This is a genomic window from Actinomycetota bacterium (genome assembly GCA_036280995.1).
In the GTDB taxonomy this organism is placed as follows: Bacteria; Actinomycetota; CALGFH01; order CALGFH01; family CALGFH01; genus CALGFH01.
The window spans coordinates 1-3,115 of record DASUPQ010000708.1; the positions used below are offsets into that span (position 1 = coordinate 1).

3 protein-coding genes are annotated in these 3,115 nt (G+C 69.4%); 1 reads left to right on the forward strand and 2 read right to left on the reverse strand.

What is annotated here, in order from left to right; all coding sequences use genetic code 11:
• Positions 1-1,023: arylsulfatase (locus tag VF468_23885; GenBank protein ID HEX5881327.1), on the forward strand; the 1,023-nt coding region annotated here is incomplete at its 5' end.
• 166 nt (positions 1,024-1,189) lie between these two features.
• On the opposite strand, the gene VF468_23890 is transcribed toward VF468_23885, so the two are convergent.
• Together VF468_23890 and VF468_23895 are read right to left on the reverse strand one after the other, a co-directional pair.
• Positions 1,190-1,549: a hypothetical protein gene (locus VF468_23890; GenBank protein ID HEX5881328.1), complete on the reverse strand. Its 360-nt coding sequence runs from the start codon at positions 1,547-1,549 to the stop codon at positions 1,190-1,192.
• A gap of 231 nt (positions 1,550-1,780) precedes the next feature.
• Positions 1,781-2,842: an acyl-CoA desaturase gene (locus VF468_23895; GenBank protein HEX5881329.1), complete on the reverse strand. Its 1,062-nt coding sequence runs from the start codon at positions 2,840-2,842 to the stop codon at positions 1,781-1,783.
• Positions 2,843-3,115 lie beyond the last annotated feature (273 nt).

Here is a 3,115-nt window from a genome sequence, read left to right on the forward strand (position 1 = left end):
ATCGACCTCGCGCCCACCGTTCTGCAGGTTGCCGGGCTGCCCGAGCCGGCCCAGGTCAACGGGATCAACCAGGAACCCATGCACGGGGTCTCGATGGCCTACAGCTTCGACGGCGCCGACGAGCCCGACCGGCACGAGACCCAGTACTTCGAGATGTTCGGCAACCGCGGCATCTACCACAAGGGCTGGACCGCGGTCACCAAGCACAAGACCCCCTGGATCCTGGTCGGTCAGGAGGCGCCCGCCTTCGACGACGACCGCTGGGAGCTGTACGACACCACCACCGACTGGAGTCAGGCCCACGACCTGTCCAAGGAGCATCCCGACAAGCTGCACGAGCTGCAGCGGCTGTGGCTGATCGAGGCGACCAAGTACAACGTGCTGCCGCTGGACGACCGGGTCGGCGAGCGTATCAACCCGGACCTGGCCGGGCGCCCGACCCTGATCAAGGGCAACTCTCAGCTGCTGTTCGGCGGCATGGGGCGGCTGTCGGAGAACTCGGTGGTCAACATCAAGAACAAGTCCCATGCCGTCACGGCCGAGGTCGTCGTCCCCTCCTCCGGCGCCCAAGGGGTGATCGTCGCCCAGGGCGGCAGCATCGGCGGCTGGAGCCTGTACGCCAAGGGCGGCAAGCCCAGGTACTGCTACAACCTGCTCGGCGTCCAGCGCTTCTACATCGAGGGTGACCGGCCCATCCCGGCCGGCCAGCACCAGGTGCGGATGGAGTTCGCCTACGACGGCGGCGGGCTCGGCAAGGGCGGCACCGTCCAGCTGTTCCTGGACGGCGCCAAGGTCGGCGAAGGCCGCGTGGCCGCCACCGCGGCGATGGTCTTCTCCGCCGACGACACCTGCGACGTCGGCAAGGAGGGCGGGGCCGTGGTGTCGGAGGACTACGGGCCGCGCGGCAACGAGTTCACCGGCGAGGTGAACTGGGTCCAGATCGACCTCGACGAGGCCGCCGAGGACCTCGACCACCTCATCACCCCTGAGGAGCGACTCCACATCGCCATGGCCAGGCAGTAGACCACCGCTGGGATTCCCCGAGCATCGGTGGGCCGGCTGTCATCCCTGGACTGGGCGGGCGTCGTCCAGGAAGCTGGTCAGATCGCTGCCGTGGGCGTGCCAGTGCAGCTCTTGCCGATATCGCCGAGGCGTGCGGAAGCCATCACAGACGGTCTCCCCTGGGGGCTCAACCGTCCAGGTCATGGTCATCTCCGGGCGGTGTCGTGAGCACCCGCTCCACCGACCATCCCTTGCGACACCGCGCCAGCAACGTCGTGACCTGGATGCCCGTCCGCTGCGACCACCTCGCGACCGTGAGTGTCTCACCGTTCCAGGTGAGCAGCTCGCCGCGATGATGCCACGGTGCGGCCGCGTCATCGCCGGGCGACCCGGAACGTGGCAGGTCTCCCGCCCGGTAGTACCGTCGCCGCCCGGGGTCCTCGCGCAGCGACAGGTCGGTCTCTCGCTCCAGCGCGGCCCGGAACTCCTCGTCGCTGACCGGCCGGTCGCGAGGACTGTTGGGCCGGGGGCGTCGCTCGTCGGTCACGTCGGACCCTCCTCGACCTGGAACGCCAGACCGCAGCGACGGCCTGCCAGGCAGCTGGTGAGCGAGATGACGGGATGCACGACCAGGATGGGGTTGGGAGCAGGGTGCGGCCCCGCCCTGGCCGCGGTCGAGGAGGCTGAGCCAGCCGACCCAGAGGGAGGTGTCCTCCGGCACGTGTGGCACCTCCCACAGTAGTCGCCTCGTCGGCTCTACCGCAGGTTGCCCGGGGCGCTACTCAGCGGCTGCCGCCGAGGGTCGTAGCGGTGCCCCGACGGTGTGGAGGTGGCGGATGGCCTGGGCGTAGGAGCCGAACAGGCTGGCCTCGGTGTAGTCCAGGCCGTGTTGCTGGCAGAACGCGCGGATCAGCGGCTGGGCCCGGCGTAGGTTCGGCCTGGGCATGTTGGGGAACAGGTGGTGCTCGATCTGGTAGTTCAACCCGCCCAACACGAAGTCCACCAGCCGGCTACCGGTCACGTTGCGGGAGGTCAGCACCTGGCGGCGGGCGAAGTCCAGCTCATCGGCGGCGGTGAGGGTCGGCATGCCCTTGTGGTTGGGCGCGAACGAGCAGCCCAGATAGAGGCCGAACAGGCCCTGTTGGACGACCACGAAGGCCACCGCCTGGGCCGGCGACAGCACCAGCACCAGCGCCGTGACATACCCGGCGACATGGGCCAGCAGCAGGACCCCCTCGACGGTGTTGGCTCGGCCCGAGCCCCGGAGGACGGACTTGATGCTGGCCAGGTGCAGGTGGGCTGCCTCCAGCAGCAACAGGGGGAAGAACAGCCAGGCCTGGTAGCGGGCGAGCAGCCGGACCAGCCCATGTCTGGCGCTGGCCTGGTCGTTGGTGAAGGCCAGCGCGGTGATGCTGATATCGGGGTCCAGGTCCTCGTGGTTGGGGTTGCTGTGATGGGCGTTGTGCTTGGGGACCCACCAGCCGAAGCTGATCCCGACCAGCAGGTTGGCGTGCAGCAGGCCGACCCGGTCGTTGGCGCGCCGGGAGCGGAAGATCTGGCGGTGGCCGGCGTCGTGGCCGACGAAGGCGATCTGGGTGAACACCACCGCCAGGTAGGCGGCGGTGACCAGCTGCCACCAGGAGTCCCCGAGGACGGTGAAGGCGGCGCAGCCGGCGGCGAGCAGGGCCAGGTTGAGGCCGATCCTGGCGGCATACCAGCCGTGCCGGCGGTCCAGCAGACCGGCCTGCTTGACCTGCCGGGAGAGCTGGGTGTACTCGGTCCACCGGCCCTTGGGCGCCAACAACGGTCGGGCGGTCGATTCGTGGCCGGCGTTGACCATGCAAGCTCCGTTCTGTCGAGCAGCGGATGACTGGAGATGTCCCGGTCCATTGTGTTGTGCCGGGTTCCTCGATGCCGGGGTCCCGGCGGAACGTCTCCTTCCGGGGCCTCGGGCCGCAGGGACCGAGCTGACCGGTTGCGGGTCGGCTGCTGCCAAGTGGCTAGCCCGCCAGCGCGAGCCCAAACTGGGGCCCGGTCGGGAGGCTCATCGTCCGTCAGCGTGTCCGACGGCGGCGCACGCGCCGCTGGTGACCCTGCCGTACAGGTCCTAGGC

Bases quoted from the DNA above. Each gene is read 5' to 3' on its own strand.
- VF468_23895 (HEX5881329.1), bottom strand. From the start codon at position 2,842: ATGGTCAACGCCGGCCACGAATCGACCGCCCGACCGTTGTTGGCGCCC.